The sequence below is a fragment of the Daejeonella sp. AP26 genome (assembly GCF_056680515.1).
This window is the reverse complement of record NZ_CM155286.1, coordinates 3,927,694-3,947,085: the sequence shown is the minus strand read 5'-3', so window position 1 is coordinate 3,947,085 and position 19,392 is coordinate 3,927,694. Positions and strand designations below refer to the sequence as shown.

Annotated in this window: 19 protein-coding genes; 7 read left to right on the top strand and 12 right to left on the bottom strand. The window is 39.9% G+C overall.

Features of this window, described 5'->3' with window-relative positions; translation table 11 throughout:
* Positions 1-2: 2 nt before the first annotated feature.
* From AC1MCB_RS16770 to AC1MCB_RS16725, 10 genes are all read right to left on the bottom strand, one after another.
* Entirely contained in the window at positions 3-2,381 is a 2,379-nt protein-coding gene (locus tag AC1MCB_RS16770) for an AIPR family protein (RefSeq protein WP_479965867.1), read from the bottom strand.
* Entirely contained in the window at positions 2,371-3,333 is a 963-nt protein-coding gene (locus AC1MCB_RS16765) for a PD-(D/E)XK motif protein (protein WP_479965866.1), read from the bottom strand. Before AC1MCB_RS16765 ends, AC1MCB_RS16770 begins: the two co-directional genes overlap by 11 nt.
* 1 nt (position 3,334) lies before the next feature.
* Positions 3,335-6,307, bottom strand: a complete 2,973-nt coding sequence (locus AC1MCB_RS16760) for a Z1 domain-containing protein (RefSeq protein ID WP_479965865.1) — start codon at positions 6,305-6,307, stop codon at positions 3,335-3,337.
* A gap of 2 nt (positions 6,308-6,309) precedes the next feature.
* Positions 6,310-7,797 carry an ATP-binding protein gene (locus AC1MCB_RS16755; protein ID WP_479965864.1) on the bottom strand — a complete coding sequence of 496 codons (1,488 nt, stop codon included), beginning with the start codon at positions 7,795-7,797 and terminating at the stop codon, positions 6,310-6,312.
* Positions 7,790-9,382 carry a DNA cytosine methyltransferase gene (locus tag AC1MCB_RS16750; protein WP_479965863.1) on the bottom strand — a complete coding sequence of 531 codons (1,593 nt, stop codon included), beginning with the start codon at positions 9,380-9,382 and terminating at the stop codon, positions 7,790-7,792. The genes AC1MCB_RS16755 and AC1MCB_RS16750 overlap by 8 nt, the downstream gene beginning before the upstream one ends.
* Positions 9,383-9,619: a helix-turn-helix domain-containing protein gene (locus AC1MCB_RS16745; RefSeq protein ID WP_479965862.1), complete on the bottom strand. Its 237-nt coding sequence runs from the start codon at positions 9,617-9,619 to the stop codon at positions 9,383-9,385. It abuts the gene before it with no gap.
* 130 nt (positions 9,620-9,749) lie between these two features.
* On the bottom strand, positions 9,750-10,178 hold the full coding sequence (locus AC1MCB_RS16740) for a very short patch repair endonuclease (RefSeq protein WP_479965861.1): 429 nt from the start codon (positions 10,176-10,178) through the stop codon (positions 9,750-9,752).
* A 295-nt stretch (positions 10,179-10,473) separates the two neighbouring features.
* Entirely contained in the window at positions 10,474-10,821 is a 348-nt protein-coding gene (locus AC1MCB_RS16735; protein WP_479965860.1) for a ubiquitination-like system serine protease family protein, read from the bottom strand.
* Entirely contained in the window at positions 10,796-11,980 is a 1,185-nt protein-coding gene (locus AC1MCB_RS16730) for a ThiF family adenylyltransferase (protein WP_479965859.1), read from the bottom strand. Before AC1MCB_RS16730 ends, AC1MCB_RS16735 begins: the two co-directional genes overlap by 26 nt.
* Positions 11,955-12,233, bottom strand: a complete 279-nt coding sequence (locus AC1MCB_RS16725) for a multiubiquitin domain-containing protein (RefSeq protein ID WP_479965858.1) — start codon at positions 12,231-12,233, stop codon at positions 11,955-11,957. The genes AC1MCB_RS16730 and AC1MCB_RS16725 overlap by 26 nt, the downstream gene beginning before the upstream one ends.
* A gap of 172 nt (positions 12,234-12,405) precedes the next feature.
* On the opposite strand from AC1MCB_RS16725, the gene AC1MCB_RS16720 reads away from it, so the two are divergent.
* Both AC1MCB_RS16720 and AC1MCB_RS16715 read left to right on the top strand, forming a co-directional pair.
* Positions 12,406-13,470, top strand: coding sequence for a helix-turn-helix domain-containing protein (locus AC1MCB_RS16720; RefSeq protein ID WP_479965857.1), 1,065 nt, complete (start codon positions 12,406-12,408; stop codon positions 13,468-13,470).
* Positions 13,467-13,976, top strand: a complete 510-nt coding sequence (locus tag AC1MCB_RS16715; protein ID WP_479965856.1) for a PIN domain-containing protein — start codon at positions 13,467-13,469, stop codon at positions 13,974-13,976. Before AC1MCB_RS16720 ends, AC1MCB_RS16715 begins: the two co-directional genes overlap by 4 nt.
* A gap of 457 nt (positions 13,977-14,433) precedes the next feature.
* Here AC1MCB_RS16715 and AC1MCB_RS16710 read toward each other — a convergent pair whose 3' ends face one another.
* On the bottom strand, positions 14,434-14,775 hold the full coding sequence (locus AC1MCB_RS16710) for a hypothetical protein (protein ID WP_479965855.1): 342 nt from the start codon (positions 14,773-14,775) through the stop codon (positions 14,434-14,436).
* Positions 14,776-15,275: 500 nt separating this feature from the next.
* On the opposite strand from AC1MCB_RS16710, the gene AC1MCB_RS16705 reads away from it, so the two are divergent.
* The 5 genes from AC1MCB_RS16705 (at position 15,276) to AC1MCB_RS16685 (ending at position 17,657) form a co-directional block, all read left to right on the top strand.
* Entirely contained in the window at positions 15,276-15,749 is a 474-nt protein-coding gene (locus tag AC1MCB_RS16705; protein WP_479965854.1) for a BON domain-containing protein, read from the top strand.
* A complete protein-coding gene (locus tag AC1MCB_RS16700) occupies positions 15,695-15,895 on the top strand; it encodes a BON domain-containing protein (RefSeq protein WP_479968753.1) in 201 nt (66 codons plus the stop codon). The genes AC1MCB_RS16705 and AC1MCB_RS16700 overlap by 55 nt, the downstream gene beginning before the upstream one ends.
* A gap of 126 nt (positions 15,896-16,021) precedes the next feature.
* Complete coding sequence (locus AC1MCB_RS16695; RefSeq protein WP_479965853.1) at positions 16,022-16,528, top strand: hypothetical protein; 507 nt, start codon at positions 16,022-16,024, stop codon at positions 16,526-16,528.
* 118 nt (positions 16,529-16,646) lie between these two features.
* Positions 16,647-17,120 (top strand): pyridoxamine 5'-phosphate oxidase family protein, encoded by a 474-nt coding sequence (locus AC1MCB_RS16690; RefSeq protein ID WP_479965852.1) that lies wholly within the window; start codon positions 16,647-16,649, stop codon positions 17,118-17,120.
* 348 nt (positions 17,121-17,468) lie between these two features.
* Positions 17,469-17,657: a hypothetical protein gene (locus tag AC1MCB_RS16685; RefSeq protein WP_479965851.1), complete on the top strand. Its 189-nt coding sequence runs from the start codon at positions 17,469-17,471 to the stop codon at positions 17,655-17,657.
* Positions 17,658-17,719: 62 nt separating this feature from the next.
* Here the strand turns inward: AC1MCB_RS16685 and AC1MCB_RS16680 are convergent, their stop codons facing one another.
* Complete coding sequence (locus AC1MCB_RS16680) at positions 17,720-18,418, bottom strand: DUF6629 family protein (RefSeq protein ID WP_479965850.1); 699 nt, start codon at positions 18,416-18,418, stop codon at positions 17,720-17,722.
* Positions 18,419-19,392: the final 974 nt, after the last annotated feature.

The following is a 19,392-nucleotide window of genomic DNA, read 5'->3' as shown; positions in this document are numbered from 1 at the left end:
CTTTAAGCTTGGGCATTGTGCATCAGATATTCAGAAACTTTATATAGGTCGGTTATTAAAGGCTCCGCATTTTTTGAAATTGAAATCCCAATATTTTTAAAACCTACTGCTTTTTGTTCCTGAAATCCTTTTTTCAAAGCTTTTATAGTCTCTGCCTCGAAGGCTTCTTTATAGCGGCCGTCGTTTTTATTGTAAATGTTCGTAATACAATCTACAGCCTCTAAAAGACTTCCCTCTGAGTTTAAATCTATCTGAAGGAACCACTCAGGATTATCCTCCTGGAGCATTCTAACTTTTTGCTTTTCGAATTCAATCAAGCCTGGTTCCAGGTTATGCTTAACCTGGATTTTTTGGACTATTTGAGCAAATCGATTTTTTTCATGTTCACTTAAAAGCGTATCAAAGCTTAAGCGTATTCTATTATAAAAAGCAGCTCCGTTGCTATGGATACGCGCATTTTCCATGATTTGTGAGAAATCAAATAATTCAATTATCTGATAACGTTTTTTAAAAGCATGATCATCCAGTAAATATCTATCCAGCAGTTTTTTTAATTCAGATTGCTCTGTCAGATTCTTAAACTCTACACTACTTGATATATCCTTCCATAGCTCCTCTTTCTTAGCATATTCCCCAACGTCATCACTCTTACTATACTTTTTGCACCAGTCATGAACTGATCGTAGCAAATCCGTACAAAAATCCTTCAGGTCTGCTGGCAAGATTTGTTCTGCCCAGATACGGCCCAGATCAAATCTGTTAACCTTTCTAACGGATGTTAAAGTATGGATAATTGAAATGGCATATGGCACAACAGTAGACCTTATTTGACCAATTGCATTAGGTCCTGATCCATAAATAGTTTCAAGTTCTTTGAAGATGATTGCCTTTGCTATCATATCTTCGTAGAATGCACGATCTAAATTTTCGGGAGCAACCGGCACTCCTTTATGGTCTAGCTGAATGAAACTCATAAAATCTCTGAATACTTTTTCACCACCCTTTCGCACCAGGTGGGGCTTATTTCCCCAGGCAACGAAGTATTTAGCTAATTGTTCTTTGCTTAACCTTTTCGACCTCGGATAGCTTTTCTCAATTTGAGTCTTTTGTTTTGGATTAATTCTCAACAAGGTATTAAACTCACCACGTACTCTTTCAAAAAACCACTTTTTCCCCGAAGAATCGGTAATGCTTTCAGACAGTTTCTTTATTCTAACAAGATGTGTACTTCTGGAATTTAAGTCTACAGAAGAAACCTTACTCTGAGAGTTTGAATACTTAGAAATATTTGAGATAAGGTCATCCAGATCTTCCCTGTTTTCAGATTTTACAATATTAATTTTAGCGGTTACGTTCACTTTTGATATATCAACACCTTCTTTACTAGAAAAATAAATAGAAGCTGTTGTCTGTCCCCCGTTTACTATCTGGAAATCCGTCAAAGACTTGATCATTGATATACCGTTTTCACAAATAATTTCTGAAGACGTAGATGTAATAGTAAGGCCGTTATTATATGCAATGAATTTTTCAGGACTTTCCTGAAGTGTCTTTTTCATTTCCTGATTAGCGCCCTTGAAGGACAAAAATGAGCGGACGTTCCGTTCCAATAGCCTAGAGCTATAATCTTTATAGAATTCCACCAGTTTTGAAGCTGGAATAACTGCTAAATATGATTCAAACACTTTCATATCATCAGCAGCTTTAATTGCGTGTAATGGTGGCTCAAAAGTTATAACAATGGGCTCTGAGTTTCCTTCTGAAATTTCATAGCTATAAATCCGATTAAGATCTATAAGTTGAAATTTAAATGATATGCTTTTCTGGACAGAAGTATTCCCGTTCGAAATCTTTACTATCATCTCTTCATCATTGAACTGAAAAGCCTTTGGTGTTTGTTGTTGCCCCCTCGGCTCTATAGAGATTGTATTAGATATGAGAAAAATCTCTATGACGTCAATCTGTTTCAATGACTGGGAGTTTTCCAGAAACCTTACAAGAACTGCTGCGGAATCACTTTCTTGAATTTCTTTAAGATAACCTTTAATTGATCGGGTGACAAAATTCTTCGCCTTCAGAAAATATGAATCATAATAATCTTTTCTTGAAATATGTATATCACCTTGACCAGGCAAAAGTAAATTCGAAAGGAAAATCTGTAACCTTTCACCTGATTCATTAAAGGTGTAACCATCTATCTCTACATTTTCCTTTTCAAGCCGGTAATAAGAATAGTCAATTTCATCCGAGTCAGTTAATCTTGAAGCATTTAAGGAGGGCAACACATAATCCAAAAGACCGGTACGATTGATAGTTTTATCGTCTGTGGTGATACTACTTATCAAAGACGAATAGTAGGAGTTTAACTCATTAAGCGTCATAATGGAAGTCTATTCTGGGTATTTTATGCATTTCAATTTGATTTAAGGCCAGCTCATAATGTACCTTTCTTATGCTATCAGGTAAACATGACCGAGTAAGAGACGGAAAACCGGGAATGGATACCTTATAGTATTCGGTTTGATGTATATAGAAGCCTGGCAATCGGTACAGTTCTAATGTTGAACAGTCGATTCCTGCTTTATGTAGTGCACTCCAGAATAGTCTGATTTTTATTCCGGTTTGGGACCTCAAAATTCCAATAATGTCAGAAATAAGCGAACTTACATTTTCCAGCACCCGAGAATCTGCAAATCTAGAAACCACAAGAATTAATGTTTGTCCCTTAAGATAGTCAAGCTGATACTCACTGGATATATGAACTGTTTCCATAGAAGAATCAATTCCCTTTATTTCAAAATGATTCTCGCCAAGTTCAAAGTCATGACCTTTACCATATGGCCCTTTCCAAGAGTCCAAAATTTCATTATATGGATAACCTGAACCTAATAAGAGATACTTTAAAAATTCTAACTCAGCAAAAATTCCTTTTAGATCCTGGTCGGTAAGTCTCGTCGTCCCTGGTTGAAGAAACTCAAACCACTTATTACAAATTGAAATGAATGTTTGCTTTAAATTTGCCTCAGGAACATTTTTTGTTTCGTTAACGATATCGGTAATCAAATCATCGAACTGATTCCGGAAATCTTCATTTAACAGGTATAATACTAAAGTTTCTTTCCCCTCATATAGCCGTTCTTCTAACCCTAAATTTGAAAGTAATATAGGTATCACCGGCAACCTGTTAGAGTCTCTAGGTAAATGAAAAAACAGACATCGTTGATTCTGTTCATTAAGACCATATCTAAAATATATAAATGAACTCTCATCAAAAAAGAGAGTCCTTGGAAGATCGGAATGATCTTCATAAAGTGCTGCCCAGTTTAAGATCATTTCAATTTATTTCGGTAACTTCAGTATCTATATCTTCTGGTGTTTCACTGTCCTCAACTATTTCCGGTTCCTCAGCTGGAATAACTTCATTTGCTAAGTAAGTTGCTCCAGGATCATTGGTGATTTCAGGAAAGCTTAATGCGTATCCGATTAATGGAATAGATAAGTCAATATTCTTTTCCCGAGCTGCAGCTTCTAAATCATTATCCTTAAATATCATTTTAAGATCCATAAGATATACTAATAGCAGCCCTTCTTCTTCAGACCTCATCTTCCTGAAAATCCAACCAGGAAGGGTTGTCTTATTCGCCTCTTCCGAGGCCTGTGCTTCGCTAAGACCGTCTTTAATGAATTTCTCTCTTTTATGATTTCGAAAGAGAATTATTGTTTCTTCAATCGACCTGGTTGATAAGCCGACAGCCTGATCAATACCAGACGTCATAATGTTTCTTGATTTACCTGAAGCACTAAATATCATTTCATTTTTCAATTGTCTATAGTACTCCCCTTCTTTTTTCGTGGGACCACCTCGCTGGGTCAAATCAAGTGAAATACCATCTTCATTAATAGGATTTCCCTTACCAGTCCTTTTTATCGCCACTCGCCATTTTTTCAGCTTTCCGTTTTCATTGCATACATTAATATAAGTCTTAATGTGATTCCACATTACTTCATTCTTCTTGAACGAATTCGGTAAATCAAAAAAACGATATAAAATCTCCTTATCAACTGTGAACAAATAAAAATCCTTGTCAGAGTCGTCGGAGTATGATATTAGATCTTTGAATAATAGTTTAAACTCAACCCAGGCATTTTTTAAACGCACACTATCAATCTCAAACACTGTAGTTTGTTGAACTTCATCCTGAAATGATAATTTTACTTCTTTAGCATTCTTTAAAATGGATTGCCGTGTAATTTTCAAAACATCTGGATGCTTTTTTATCCTTAATTCAAATTCTTTAGGAGTAAGCCTTTTAACCTCCATACTTTCAATTAATTCCTCCAGTTCTGTTAAAGCCGTAGTTATATAATTGTACTTTAACTCAGTATCAAAATCAATAAAAAGGCGGCACGCATCAATATAACCGGGGCGATAGCCAAACCATCTGCCCATTTGCAATAAAGTATCATAGTAGTTTGTATCACGGAGGAAATAGTTAATGGTCAACCCTTCAAGAGTGAAACCACGGGATAGTCGGTTTCCACCGATCGCAATATATTTCAATGAAGCATTATCAGGATAATCAAGTTTTAACCCAGTACTTGAGTTAATCGCTCTGATCTCTATGTTCGCTACAGCACGAGGTAAAAGCTCGGAAATATCATCCCACTTTTTAGCTATCAGACCATCTCTATTATAACTTTCAGGTAGAAATGAACTGATATTTTCTACCTGATATACAAAAAATCTATTCCACTGAAGCTTCAGCTTTTCATAAATTCCATTTGGATCATTCAGGCGATCATCATTGATTGCTTCTTTTAGATATTTAACATATCTCTTGACTTTATCAGCTATTAAATTTTGCTCACTGATAAGTCTGGATATATGAATTAACATCGATTGATGTTTTGTATACCCAGGAAGTGACTCAAGTACAGAGATTCTGGATTCCCTCAAAGCAATAGACAAAATAAAGCAGTCAATTGCATCTGCCAATGATTTCCGGAGCTCTAAATCTTCATTAACCTTCAGTATAGGATCTTCATCGACCGTGGGAATGGTTTCAACCAACGGAATCTTTCTATCTCCTTCCAATTCTCTGCCATTTGAGAAAAATTTTTGAGGGCCTAGATAAGAAGTGGGTGCTGATAGCTTATAAATAAATTTGTCAGGGAACAGGCTTGGAGCTAGTGAACAATTTAATTCCATAACAGATCCGTTATATCGATAGGGAATTTTCCAGGCATTCAGATTATTATTACCTTCATTCTGATCTTGCAAGATGTTAGCAAACGGAGTTGCTGTATAACCTAAATAGGATTTTCTCTTAAAAAGATTAAGTAAGGCCCTTATGTGGCCATTAACTTTGCTGGCGTACTCAAAACCTTTATGTCCCAGATTATTAAGAGACGCATTATCAGCTTCGTCGTCAATTACAAGAAGCGACATATCAACCTGATCTTGTCCTTGTCTCATTGATGATTTAAGCCAGTATATAAGGTTGGTTAAAACACCAACATTTTTCTTACAGACTAGTATTCTCTGATTACTAAAATCAAAATTGGCATCAATCAATGATTTTTTAAAGTCAGTTATTGTGGAGGTAATAGACGTTACCTGATAAATTCCACCTTTACCGAACTGCTCGATTTCCCCAACTCCCACTGGCTGGTTAATCTGGCCAGCAACTTCTCCTAAACCAATAACATCTTTATTTATTCTTTTTTGTGTTTGGACACGAAGGTCTTCCATGATACCGGAAAACACAATTATCACATCATATTTGACATCAACTGCCCTGTTTAAAACGCCGTTAAAATTCGCTGTCTTACCAGATTGTACTGAACCTAAAACCAAACCTTTTTGCAATTCATCAATTTGCTTTTTTGGATCGCCAAGCCTTTCAATAATTTCCTTCGTGCTTTTTCCCGTACTTTTAATTACATCTGTAGGTCTTCCAATTTTCTTCAAATACTGTGCATATCGTTTCCAATAATGCCAGTTGTCTTCACCGATACGTTCCTCATTAATCCATCGCTCATAATTATCAGAATCGCTAATTACAGTATCAGGATCTATAGAGGTTATTATAACTGATCTTAACCTGGCTTTAATCTTTTCCAGCCATCCTTTTAAAGTTAACTGATCAGTTCCATCAAACTCATGCGCAAAATATTCAAGATCTTTGAGTTCCTGAAAGTAAGTTTCAGTAAGCTGCTCTAATTTGGATATGTTAATAGACCCATTTACCGTTTTAAACTTTTCGACTCGATTCCTTATAGGTTCTGCTAAATTTTCCCAAGCCATGATTAATTGAATAAGGTTTTGATAAATTTCAATGATTCGGAACTTTCTCTAAATGACTCAAGCAGGTACGTTTCTACTTCCTTTGGTGAGTATTCTGCTTGTTCGTAATATTCTTTCAAACTCTGAATTCTGCGTGCGTCGATATCTGTAACTGGTTTCTCCATTTCCGTCTGCGAAAAATCACCTTTCCACACCTCATTGAGCTTCTTTTCAATTAGCCTAATAAGTATGTCAAGCTTGTTTTCACCTTCTTCGTTAAGTAGTCTTTGTAACTGCTTGATTAACTCGAATTCAGGGTTAATTACCAAAACCGCACCCGCAGATGTTGTCTGTTTAGTGATTAGCTGCAATCCTTTATTTATGATTTTTGACTTAATTACTCCTGAAGCTAGCCGGTCTCTATATTCCTTTGAAGCCTTGAGGGCAACAGAATTTATCATTTCTGTCATAGCCCTTCTCAACCCGAATGGAAGTTTAAGTGAAGATTTTGCAACATTCAAATGAAACAGCCTATCATCTTCGTTTGAAATTTCAATCATCACCCGGCCATATTGAAGGTGAATACCTCTGGCAATAGACCTTAACCAACCACCATATGAGATCAAGCGTTCATTTCTATAGACAAAAATCCCTTGTAAGTCGTGAAGACTTTTACCTGGCATGCACCAAATTGAATTATCGCTTTTTGCTTCTTCAGATGCCTTTTTTGGAAGAATAATTCCCTGGAATTTTATATATGAACTTCCATTTTGCCAATAGCTTTCGGCAACTGACTGGACATCAGTTCCCTGAACCGGAAATGGGTCAAACGCTTCAACAAGTGTGTTATTTAATCTTATGGCAAGCTTTGAAGACGCAATAAATCTATGAAAGACCATAGACAAGTGGCTTCGAAGTTCCTCAAGCTCATCATTCAGCTCATTCTTATGTTTTAATTTCTCCAGTTTATGAAGTTGTTCCCAAATAATTAGTGTTTGAGGTACAAAACAATCGTCAAACGAGTGAAAGGAACTGCTTAACGTACGATACTGATTAATCAAACTATCAATTTCATATTTTGTCTCTGGTAGGAGCGTCCATTCTCCTGTCTTCTTTAAATACTCAACGTCCCAGGTTCTCCCTTCATTGAAGTTTTCTTCCTCCTTTAATTTGGAAATAACCGTAAACCTTCTTGCTTGCGAAAACGAAGCCGTTTTCATCCCAAGTCCGAACCGCCCCAAATCGGAAGCAGCCCTATTTAGATCCAGATCAGCGCTGGGAAATCTCATGCTTTCAGTAAGTATATCCCCACTCATGCCACTTCCATCATCAGCTATAAAAACCCGCAAAGGCCTGGTATTGACATCTATCAATATTTCTACCCGTGATGCTCCAGCAGCGATTGAGTTATCTATTAAATCTGAAATTGCAGTAGCCAGAGTGTAACCCTGCTCGGAAATAGATTTTACAAAGAAAACCGGCGGCGGTGGAATGAGAATATGTCTAGCCATCAGAATCTGTAAGCATTAATTGATTATCCGCAACATCTACTTTTATCAATATTTCATTTACAATTCCAGCAATTTGAAATGCTAAATAGGGAGGCACAGCGTTCCCAACCTGATGGAATTGCTGAGTTCGGCTTCCGCAGAAAAAATAATTATCAGGGAAAGTTTGTATTCTGGCTGCTTCTCTTACAGTTAGGCTGCGGCATTGAACAGAATCATAATGGATAAAGTAATGGCCGTCTTTAGAGATATGGCTGGTTACCGTCGTAGCCGGTGAGTCTGGCATTTGTACACGAAACCTATCATTAAACTTACCACTTTCAACATTTACATGATCCGGAATCAAATCATCACCATAGGCCTTAAAATCATTCAGTCTTGGAAATTTTTTAAACTTAGTTGCATATGAGCTGGAAAATAAATACCTCTTCAAATCGACCGTTAGATGTGCTCTGGATACGTGGTGAAGTATGCCGCCGATTTTTTTATCAGTGTACCAGCTAAATAGTGGGTGATCTTTAGAAAGGGCTAAATCTTTATAAGATTTAAATTCCTGTCCTACAGTTTCTGGGATCGATACATCTTTGCCCTGATTTTGAACTAAATCTTTTAATTCTTTCTGATACTGTTCCGTAAGACGTTTCCATTCAGAAAATGTATCCTTAATCGGTCTGTAAAATCTTTTTTTCTTTAAAATACCGTCCACCCATCTATCTTCTGAACCGATAAATTCACGATATAATCCACTTCGTACCGGAGGAAGTTTCCCAATAATCGACTTTAAAGTAACCTGTTCAGTCTTTGAAAGACTTCCTGGTTTTTCTATATCAATATCCTCCCTGATACCAAGCAATATAACCCTATGTCTTTTTTGAGGCACACCGTAATTCTCCGATTTGATTAGAAAGTCGGAGTCATTTTTCAAATCTGATGTGACAAGAGAATGAATCCGGTATTTATTGGAAGTGTATTCAGGAAAAACTGATGCTGGATCTTTAAGATCCTCAAGAATTTTAGTAAAAATCTTCTCGCCGTTCAGCTGGGCAGAAAGTAACCCCTTCACATTCTCCATGACAAAAACAGATGGCTGGTGCCGGGCTATGATCCGCAGGTACTCTTTATAAAGGTGCACTCTGTGATCCTTTTCTGAGATACCACCAACCCTCGCTCGACCTGCCATCGAATAAGCCTGACAGGGTGGCCCACCAATTAACACCCATTGTTCTGTTGATTGTAACGCTGTCTCAATCCTTTTATCAATTTCATCAATTGATACTTCACCTAACGTAGCTCTCCATGCCTCTTCTGTCGCAGCTTTAAACTCTTCTGGGTAAGTATCATATAATTCCTGAAGTTTTAAATTCCCTTTTAGAAAGTTATAATATTCCTCAGGAAATTGATTTAAAGGGAATTGTCTGAGAAAAGAACGAAGTGTTAAAGTTTGATGCGGGAACGGTTCCTTTTCAATTGATAGTTTAACATCGAAAACGCGATTGCCCTTCTCATCAGCGACAGAACTGAAACCCTCAGCCAAACCTCCGGGGCCAGCAAAAAGGTCTATTATTGGTATTCGTTCGTTCTCTTCCATCTAGTTTTTAATTTCTATGATGGAAAAAGCAGGGGCATTAAAAAAGGTGCTAAAATCCTTTTGTAAGGCGGTTATTATTTTTTCAAGGTTAATGACGGAAATGTTCCTTTTGCCATTTTCAACCTCATTAACATATGTCTTATCTATTTGAGCAGTAAAGGCTAAGGCTTCCTGAGTGAGCTTTAATTCTGTACGCAGTTCTTTTATACGAAGTCCGATTTTCTTCCGAATATCCATTTCGAAATCTATCAGTAATTCGACTATAAGTCAATCGGATATAAGTGAACTTGCAGGAAATTTGCCGGATGCTATTGAAGGGCTTAGAGAACCGGAAACCGGGAAAATAAAGGCGACAGAAGTAATGAGATTAAGAAAGCAGCTTGGGTTCTGACAGCGTGTTTTTAATGGCCAAAAGGGACTGCTCAAGAAATTTCTTTTTTAGTTCGCATTCCCATAGCGTAATGATTTTCCATCCATCTGCAACCAACTGTGCTTCCGCTTTAGTATCATTTGAGCTATTTGTCTGAATCTTATTAAGCCACCATTCGGTACGGGTCTTAGGAATTACGTAATACCTGCATCCATGATGTCCATGCCAGAAGCACCCATGTATGAAGATGACAGTTTTATATTTAGGGAGCACAATATCAGGTTTACCAGGCAGATCTTTCACATGCAGGCGGTAGCGAAAACCCTGGCTATGCAGAAACCGGCGTACCAGCAGTTCGGGTTTAGTATCCTTACTACGGATACGGGACATGTTGTAGGAACGGGTTTCTTTAGAATGAACATCCATTAAGTAAATAACCGGAAATCTCAGAAAATGTTACCGGGGATATAATACAGGTTCAAAACTTTGATAAAATCAATAGCTCTGAGGGAAATCAACTTTTTTTCAGGCAACTCCATTTGGTGGCGCCACTTAGAAAAACGGCAAAGCCTCGATGCCCGTACGCCGGATAAGCGACCGCGGCACATCGGTAAAGCTTGAGATTATGCACAGGAGTATGTACCAGAATATCTTCGCTCGGAATAAGTGGCATCTTTCCCCGAAAGTTACGATACTTTTTAGATCGAAATTTCCTCTGGCCTCAAAAAAACGATTTAACAAAACTCCACCATTTTCTTGACTTGAGTAGTTTGTTTGTTTTCCATTTCCTTGAGTTAGATTTCTCACGGGCAGCCACAAAAACAGCTTCGTTATTTTCGATCCAATAGTGAGATTGGCAATCGAGACTCCAATTGCCAATAGAGGGATCTAACGATACTTTGCCGTCATAAATTAAAGTCCAACCGGTTGGAAGAAGTGGAGTTACTACCTTTTTATTGCACCCGCAGAAGCATTTATGCGATGCAGTATGAAAATTCATTGAGACATAGAGTGTCTGTTCTTCAATGTCCGTCGGAATTAACTCAACAAATTTGACCTGTAACTTCATCGTTGATTATTTTATTTGATCGGATTACAAAAGCACTGTTATATTCCTTCCCTGAGTCACTATAAAATCCGAAAAGTTTCTTCCATCTGATCACTGCAAACGCCGCGTTTAAGGAGTTTAGTTCCGCAATTTGAATGTTTTTTGAATACTCATTTTCCTGAGCTTCGGTCAGGGGGATGCATTCCCCTATGTGGTCTTTTGTTTCTGATGTGCCCGTAGTCACCCGCAGATGGCCAAACAATTTCTCTTCTTTCTTAAGAATTCCCATTCCTACGTCAATGAATGGAATGTTACGACTCATCAAAAAATCGATGACTGGTTTTTTAATGTCTCCGGTATCGAGACAGAGGAAAACAAAATCAAACTGTTCCAGACTATGCAGATTAGCATTTGTGATATATTCAGGATGCGGGAATATATGCTTATGCATTCTGCTGTAAATCTGTTGATAGTAATCGACCTTAAAAAGCTGTTCTTTCAGTTTTTCTATTGAGGCGGCTCCCGGCGCCCTGAAAGCGTTCTTCTGAATAAACTTATCCCCGTCAAACAGATGAATTTCGCTTACCGGCGTTTTGGCAAGTAAATCAAGAAGATAGGACCCCGTTCCACCTAAGCCGACAATTGCTATCTTCTGATTTTCTAACTTTGACGAAAGAGTATCAATTTCTGCTTCTCCCGCGTTTGTATCCCGGTAATGAAATACTGACTCGTCATCATGAGACTCTATAACCCGGCATGTTCTCGCAGTTGCTTTTGGATCAAGAAACTCGGCTGGAGAAGAAATAAGTGCAATATATCGTTTAACCTTCGCATAATAATCTAAATCATACTGCCGGGGTTTACTAGACAACTGATGCTTAATATCTCCACCAACCTGATAGGGGTTATTTTCCACTCCTATAATTTGGGAACAGGGAATACCATTCTCATCACACGGCTGCTCTCCGAGAAAAAAAGCTACGTGATCGGTTACTGGCTTAATAGTTTCATCGGCATTTAGGGAGAGGTTAACAAGCAAAACACCTTTTCCCAGTTTCTTTGCCGGATTAACATATGGAATGCTATGAATAAATAGTTGCGTACCCTTCACCTCCAGTTCATAACCGTCATCCCATAGTCGACGAAGGTCCTCATTAAGATCTACCAGTCTCTGTCGCATCGAATACCATTCCTTCCTTTACTTTAACAACACTACTTCTTACCATACTACCTTCGGGCTTGTTTCCGTGACCGCGTTCAAACGTTACGGTATATTTGACGTTTGGATCTGAACTCATTTGTCCGAATGCTAGCTCGATTACCTGCTGGAGTGTAATCTCATCGCCCGCAAAAACCACCTCTGTGCCGTTTACATAGATTTTAAACTCCTTGTTGTGTCCGGGATTTCCTTCCCTTTTAACTTCTTCTTTCATAATTGTATATTTTGATTGACAAATATACATTACATTATTACATTTGTCAACCAGAAGTGTCAATAATTTTCCACATTAGCAATCAAAATGCTTTTAGGATTGTTAATAAATTGTTTTAAAGATTGACATTGTTGTTTTATAAATTAGTTTTGTCAACCCAAAAAAGGTAGTCATGTCAGAAATATTTGCAGAGCGGTTCAAGTCAGCCCGCCTGATGAACGGTTTTTCCTTACAGGATTTATCGGATAAACTTGAAAATAAAATCTCGCGACAAGCGCTTCATAAGTACGAAAAAGGAGAAGTTGTGCCAGATAGCGAAATGATCGGCTTCCTCGCTAATGCCCTCGGTGTACGGCCCGATTACTTTTTCAGAGAAACCAAAGTAGAGCTCGGTGATATTGAATTCAGGAAATTGCAAAAACTTCCGGCCAAAGAGGAAAATAGAATATTGGAACACGCGCGGGATTACCTGGCCCGATATATTGAACTTGAAGAAATACTGAATGTACCGCGGAGTTACAGCAATCCGCTGGAAGGTGTGAAGCCAATTGAATCATCTGAAGATGTTGAAAAAGCTGCTGAAAAAGTACGAAAAGCCTGGAAGCTGGGGCTTGACCCTATCTTTAACACTATCGAACTCTTAGAGGATAACCACGTAAAGGTTATCTTTATTGATGCGGCTGATACTTATGATGGCATGCAAACCTGGGTTACAAATCACCAAATGCCTGTAATTGCAATCAATGAGAGCAAAGTAAAAAAGGATGACCGGAAGCGATTCACTGCGATGCACGAACTGGCCCACCTCGTTTTGCCTATTAATCCGGACGTTCCTGAAAAGCAAAAAGAGACCTGGTGCCACCAGTTTGCAGGCGCTATTTTATTTCCTGCGGAGGCCATAAAAAGAGAATTGGGAGAACACAGAAGCAGAATCCACATACAGGAACTTGGGGCGCTGAAAAAACAATATGGCATTTCTATGCAGGCCATCATTATGCGCGCGAAAGTTTTAGGAATAATAAATGAGAATTACTGTAGGCAATTGTTTGTCTATTTCCGGCAAATGGATTGGAAAGCTGATGAGCCGGTTGAATATCATGGCACCGAAGCATCTAACCGCTTCGACCAGCTCTTATTCCGTGCACTGGCGGAGGAGGTGATATCTGTAAGTAAAGCGGCAACCTTGAAAAATCAAAAGGTTGCAGAATTTCGTCAGCAAAGCTTAATTATTGCATGAAGCTTGCCGTTACAGATGCCTGTATCTTTATAGACCTGTACGACCTGCAGCTCAGCTCCAGCTTTTTTCAGCTCGACCTTGAACTTCATACTTCTGTCGATGTGTTTAATGAATTATTTGATCATCAACAGGAATTACTAAGGGCTTACCAGAATAACGGTAAGCTTTATTTACATAAGCTGGAAGAGAAAGACCGGGCGGAAATCAAAAAATTCCGGTTTCCAACTGGTTTATCTGAAAGTGATAAAACGGTCCTGTATGTTGCGTTCAAAATGGGAGCTATGGTACTTAGCAGCGATAAGGCGGTGAGACGACAAGCAAAAAAACAGAGCATTGAGTATCATGGCATGTTCTGGATCTTTGACAAACTGGTGGAACAGAACTTGATTAGTAAGTCGGAGGCAATGGCAAAACTCAAGCAGCTTGTCTCAACCAATATTATTTACCAAAATAATCTTGAATTGCTAAAAGAGATGACAGTAAGACTTACCCGCTGGGCGGGATGATTAGGAACTAAAATAAAAAACCCCCGATTTCTCGGGGGAAAATTGGGAAGGGGATTTGAACCCCTGGAACGATTTCTCGTTCATCAGCTTATCAGGCTGACGTAATAAACCAGACTCTACCACCCCACTATTTTAAATATTGTTGACCAATATACCAAAATTCTTCTAAAGCAATGCGGTTAATTTTAAATTAGAACCATTATATACCTAGCGACAATGACGAACCGACCCAAAGGGCATTTTAAAAGTTTGCAACATAGCACGGATTAGCAATTTGCTCTGCGCTTACGGCGTCGGGCGGCGAAACGATCCCGCCCAGCAAGAAACCCAATGCCAGGAAAAGCCGGGGATAAAAGAATTGCTCATTTTATCCGGTCCGCTTAAGGTCAAGTTCAGGTCATGTTCGTCCATCCTTAGATCAGAAGCCGTTTAATCTAAGGATGGCCACAGATGACTCCTATTTGACCTTGCCAAAAGCGTGCACAACTCCGGACGGCTCAGTTTTGACCGATTTTTCCTTCCACAGCAGCTCGCCGACCAGCAGATTATGCGGCTTTTGGCCCGGTTTGCACATGGCCTTATAGGCGGCCTTGTTTTCGGGGATGGAAAGAAATTGCACCGCGTATTCCTGCGCTTCCCTGAAGGCCACCCGGTGGGCTAGCTGCGCTGGAGATAGTTCAACTTTCGACATATCCGGAAAGGCAGTCAGCACTGTCCGCCCGTCTTTATACTGTTTTACTACGACTGTTTTCTCAACCTGTCCTCTGGATTCTTTGTCGCAGGTTTTTAAAATGGCCATGTTGCTTTATGTTTTTATCCCCCCGGTTCAGCACAATATAACGAAAATTATTTTCTTAAAGGCGAGGGCAACTTGATCTCTCTGAAAATCATTTTTAGCATCTAAAGCACCCTGATCCGTCACATTAGATATACATACGGTTCAGGCAGTCTCCCCGATTATCAGAATCGCCACTCCTCCTAATCTCAGCTAGCATAGTTAAATGAGAAGAAAGCGGGTTTCAGTCACTTAGATTCGCGGAAAGCTTTCTCAGTGTCTTCGCCTGAGGCTGGTAAAGGGCAACTCTGACTTCTGCTGCATTTGATTTTCAATGATTTTACCAGCTGCTTCAATTGCAACTACTGTGCTGAGATTTGTTGAGCAACATCAGAGAGCCACCTGACTGCCGTCATGATGGCTAGCTTCTTCCGGCCGTAACTTGTCCAAACATTAACCCACATTTATTTACAAATTATGGATACAGACACCGAAATTCAACAAGACGTGATGGAGGAATTGAAATGGCAGCCATTCTAAACTCATCCGAAATCGGGGTAGCAGTAAAAGACGGTATTGTGGCTCTGTCAGGAATAGTGGATTCATACTCCAGGAAGCACAGTGCTGAGACAGCTGCAAAGAAAGTAAAGGGTGTACAGGCGATTGCCGAAGACATCCAGATCGGCGTGTCACCCAGCTATCGTAAAACAGACACAGAAATTGCTGAAGCCGTTCTCAATGCGCTAAAGTGGCATTCGGCGGTGCCTGATGATCTTCTCAAAATCAAAGTAGATGACGGTGTCGTTGCCCTTGAAGGTGAGCTCGAATGGGAGTACCAGCGGTCGAGTGCTACCAACGCCATCCGGAATCTTTCAGGGGTGCGTTCGGTAATTAACTTCATCATCGTTAGGCCAAAGATCTCTGCTTCTGAACTGGAACAAAGATCAGTTCTGCGTTCCACCGCAGCGCCAGTATCGATGCCAGCAAAGTTAAGGTAACTGTGGCTGGCAATAAAGTTACGCTGACCGGCAAAGTGCGCTCGTTTTCCGAAAGTAAAGATGCGGAAGACGCAGCATGGGCTGCACCGTGCGTGCTTAGTGCTGACAACAAACTTGAAATAGAAGAAGCCGAGTTTGCTTTCTGATGCAAAAAGAACCTGCTGATTGAAATGCCAGCGGGTTTGGATTGATTTAAAACATTCGCCCGGCGACCGGAAATCCGTGCAGCCCATGAACAGTTATAAGTACTGTTAACCTTTAATTTAAAAATCATGAAACAATCAAAGAGCTATTTAGCCTTGGGCATACTGCTCACCGCTTTCTCTGTGAGATCATCGGCGCAGATAGTTCTGCCCGAAGTAAAAGTGGTAGCTTCCATTTACAAGTATCTTGATGCCGTAAGTAGCGTAGAACTGGCACAGCCCGTAAGACTGCTTGAAATGAAGACGGCCATCTATGATGTTAAGAAAGCGGAATTTTATGAAGATGAGTACGACACTTATTTCGTCTCATTTTACATTCCGGAAGGCCAGATACTGGCCTCATATGATAAGGATGGTAATTTGTTACGTACTGCTGAAAAATTCAAAAATATCCGCATTCCTTCAGCCGTGGCAAAGGCGGTGGTTACAAAGTATCCGAAGTGGACCATGGCGAAGGATATTTACCTGGTTAATTATCATGAGGAGGGCAGCGTCAGCAAGGTGTATAAGATTGTGCTTGAGAATGGCGACAATCGTATAAGAGTAAAGCTAAATGAAAACGGAGATTTTCTCTAGCGAACTTAAGTGGCCGAACATCCTGGTCTCGTGCGGCCGTCCATATTTCTGAGCGGCTGCAAAGGCTGCCCGGGAGTATTACCCGGTTTGTGTTTTTATATCGTTAACCAATCAGCTTATGTTAGGTAAACTGAGTGATAAAGAAATTGAACTGCTATTGAAAACGCAGGCTGTAGGACGCCTCGGCTGCCACGTAGACGGAGAAACCTATGTTGTGCCAGTTAATTACGTCTACAAAGGGAATGCCGTGTACGCACACTCCTCGTACGGTAAGAAAATAGAGATGATGCGCAAGAACCCGCAGGTATGTTTTGAAGTGGATGACGTTCAAACCATATTCAGATGGCAAAGCATTATTGCATGGGGCCGGTACGAAGAAATAACAGGCGAGCCTGAAAGACAACAGGCCATGCAGCTTATCATACACACACTTATGCCTTTTGTAACAGATCCGGCCGGTCACCCATCCCACGGAATTACTGATAATGAGAGTGAAATTGATACAACGATTGACCTTATTGTTTATAAAATAAACCTGGATATTAAAACAGGAAGATTTGAGAACGGTACTATGGGAGTGAAGGACGTGTAGCAATGTGCTTGAGGCCGGGGAATGGAAGAATTATAAGCGAGCCCGTATGACGGCATTGCTGAAAGAAATACTATATGGATATTCGTTTTGAAGCTTATAATAGGTCGCGCCGACCCGGAGCATCAAGCGCTTGTTTGAAAGGAAGAATATAATGTTACTAATGGGGGCTTCCGGACGAAGTACACTATCGGGTTTCTTTTAAAAGATCCTCGGCTGAGCTGTTCATTAAAACAGTTATTCAGCCGATCTTTATCACTTATACATACCGCACAGCTGGTCTTACATGAATATAATGATCAGCCGCATGGGATATTTCGCCACAAAGGATATACTATTATTACAATTGCTATGAAAAAGAAAAAGGCATTAGAGGAAGAGGTGAAACCATTGCCAGACTTTCCAAAAACAGAAATACTGCATACCAACGATCCGGAAGAACCAATTGATATTGCAAAGGACGACCCGGATCTGATACCGTTTGAGGATCCGTTTGAAAATCCTGACTATGAACAGCCGCCCGAGGGAGAAGGGCCGTAGCCTGTTTTCAAGGTTCTATAGTGATTGTCCATGTATTACAAGAATCGGGGTATCATGCCCTGTTATCTGATTGGCGGTCCTGGGCGGTTTCTTGAAGCGTAAGGTATTGCCTGGCTGAAAGATTCTCTATTGATATTGTATACAATATAATAAATGATCCCGCTGGTAATAGCTGCGAAAAAGCACCAGACGGACACAAGGTATTCTGTAAAAAATAACTTAGTTATCAGGAATGAAAGGAGTACAGTTAATCCGAACATCCAGATCTTTTTTGTCTTCGTGACGAGCGGCGGTAAAATTGTAACTAATATATAGCCCAATCCGTGATCACGCCATACATTGTCCGGCAGGTCGATAAAATAGGCAATATGGAAACTTACTGCTTCAGCATGAACCGGGTAGGAGAACAGGCAGTAAGCCAGATAGAGGGAAACTAATACGCCCAGCAGTGATAAAAGCTTAAGGACCTTTGCCACTTTTTGGTCGTTTCCCATAATCATCACAGAAACCGGTATCCAGGTAGGCCATATAACCTGCGCAAAAACGAGGAATCCATAGGTAAAGGGTTGCCGCCATATCAGGAAATCGGGGTTTGAGAACGATAACCATATAAATCCCTCTGCGACCTGTTGGAACGCGAAAAGCAACGGAATAGAAGCAAACATTTTCTGCTCTGGCAGTTTAGCCTCCTTGTATGTAGCCGTACCTATAGCCGTGAGTACGGCCGCAGCTCCAAAACTTGCACTCGTTGAAAAACACATAGTCTGAGGTTTAATGTTTAACTGATTGGTATTTCGTTCCTGTTTAATATGGCCGTATCATATATACCATCAATTCCCGGCCTCCTTCTATGGCGGGATCGCAGCGTCTTGCTGATCGCTCCGGCAGCACTCCAGAAGAAAGTAACACGAGCAGCACATAGCCTATCAGCACAATTAAATGCTTTTTCGGGATCCCGGGGGTTTTATTACGACATGTAGCTAACTTCACAAAAAAAGATAAATAACATCGAAGGAATAGTGATTAACATCAACTGTTTGCATGAGCTTCGTTTGTCGGTTCGCTGGCTATTGATCCCCATAACCAGAGGTCTCATTGACGGTAATCATCCTTTGAACTTCTTAAGCGTTTACTGAGAAGGAAGCTTGACGAGAGGTAAAAATTTAACCACTAATACCATTAAAAAAATAAACATCGCTTTTGATGTGGATAATTCTCTGAACGCGCATTTGAGTTTGCCGGGAGGCTGAAAAATTACTTCTATTCTTGCTAACCGGAGTCTTTTGCCTCAGACGGAATTTCCCGCGTTACAGAGATATGCTGGCTGGCTGGCCGGACTATCATGATCCTGAGCGGAGCAAAAAACGATTGCAAAGTTTGAAAAGCGCTGCCTTGATATCCGTATAGACTCTGGGATCCGCAGAGTTACAGCCGTTACGCCCATTCAAGTAAAAATCGATCGACATGTCAGGGTACATGCTTAGCACTGTACTGCCAAACCCGGTGTACTGCCTGGGCACATATTTATGATTTATACGCTTTTTTATAGCCATGGTTCTGAGCTTGTAAATATTCAGACGGTTAATTACAAGGTAATTAAAATTATTGAGGTGATAAGCACTGCAACTGAATCGCCGCCCTGAACTAAGGTTGCAATGTGCAGGAAATGTTGATTTGGCGGGAAATAGGCCGCGATTAAATTAATAATCAGTTTCTTAAAAACATGAACCGGTCA